Here is a 1341-nt window from a genome sequence, read left to right on the forward strand (position 1 = left end):
TAGGCGAAGTCCTCGCTGCCCATCAACGGCGCCTCATCCGCTTCGACGCGCGCCGTACCGAGCATCTCGCGTGCAATCCCGAGCGCGAACGCGGTCGGCTCCGCATGATTGACGAGCACCGGATAGCCGAAGTCGTACTGAACCTCGGCCGTGACGCCGAAGCTCGCCGCCTGGCCGTTCACGAGCGCCTCGATGCGGCGCGCGAGCAGCTGCCGCACGTCGGCGTTCAGTGCGCGAACCGACAGCTTCATCACGACGGTTTCGGGAATGATGTTGAAGGTTTCGCCGGCTTGGACGCTCCCGACCGTGATCACCGCGGCCTGCTGCGCATCGATTTCGCGCGCGACGATGGTCTGCAGCGCGACCATGATGCTGCCGGCCGCCGACATCGGGTCGCGCGCGAAATGCGGCATGGCGCCGTGGCCGCCGACGCCGCGCAACGTGATCGTCACGCGATCGGCGGATGCCATTGCCGCGCCGGAGCGAAATGCCATGTCGCCGGCTGCGCGGCCCGGCATGTTGTGAATCGCGAAGACCGCATCGCACGGGAAACGGTCGAACAGACCGTCGTCCATCATTGCCTTGGCGCCGCCGAAGTTTTCCTCGGCCGGCTGGAAGATCAGATTGAGCGTGCCGGAGAAACGGCGCGTCGCGGCGAGGTGGCGCGCGGCGCAAAGCAGCATCGCGGTGTGCCCGTCGTGCCCGCAGGCATGCATCCGGTTCGCATGGCGGCTCGCGTACGGCAGGCCCGTCGCCTCCTCGATCGGCAGCGCATCCATGTCGGCGCGCAGGCCGAGTGTGCGCGTGCCTTGCCCTTCGCGCAGCACCCCGACCACGCCCGTCTTGCCGATGCCGCGATGCACGTCGTAGCCCCAGCCGGCGAGCAACTCGGCGACGAGATCGCTCGTCAGCGTTTCCTCGAATGCGAGCTCGGGGTGGGCGTGAATCCGGCGGCGCACCTCGATCAGGTCGGGCGCGATTGCGGCGATGCCGGGAATGACGGGGCTGGCTGGCTGCATGGTGTCTCCTGCGGGGCGTCTTATGTCTATCTGTCGACGAAGGATATAAATTTCTTTCGCCCACCAGAAGCTGATAAATTGCGTTGGTGCTCACCACGGGTTGCCGCCAGGGAACACCCGGGTCGCGCGAGCATCCGGATGGACCCTTATCGTGCGCCGCCATGAAATATCACCAGTTGAAAGCGTTTGTCGCCGTCGCGGAAGAGGGCAGCATCCGCGCGGCCGCGCGGCGGCTTAACGTGTCGCCGGCGGCCTTGACGAAAGCCGTCAAGGAACTGGAGCTGGCGCTCGGCGTGTCGCTCGTGCTGCACCCGCGCAACCC

General features: G+C 66.8%; 2 protein-coding genes. One reads left to right on the top strand and one right to left on the bottom strand.

Annotation, left to right across the window (positions count from 1 at the left end; genetic code table 11):
- Positions 1-1019: M20 aminoacylase family protein (locus KH616_RS25030; protein ID WP_292254944.1), on the bottom strand; the 1019-nt coding region annotated here is incomplete at its 3' end.
- Positions 1020-1180: 161 nt separating this feature from the next.
- Between KH616_RS25030 and KH616_RS25035 the strand changes: the two genes are divergently transcribed.
- The coding region (locus KH616_RS25035; RefSeq protein ID WP_292254947.1) for a LysR family transcriptional regulator at positions 1181-1341 on the top strand (161 nt) is incomplete at its 3' end.

The organism is Burkholderia sp. (assembly GCF_018375725.1).
In the GTDB taxonomy this organism is placed as follows: Bacteria; Pseudomonadota; Gammaproteobacteria; order Burkholderiales; family Burkholderiaceae; genus Burkholderia.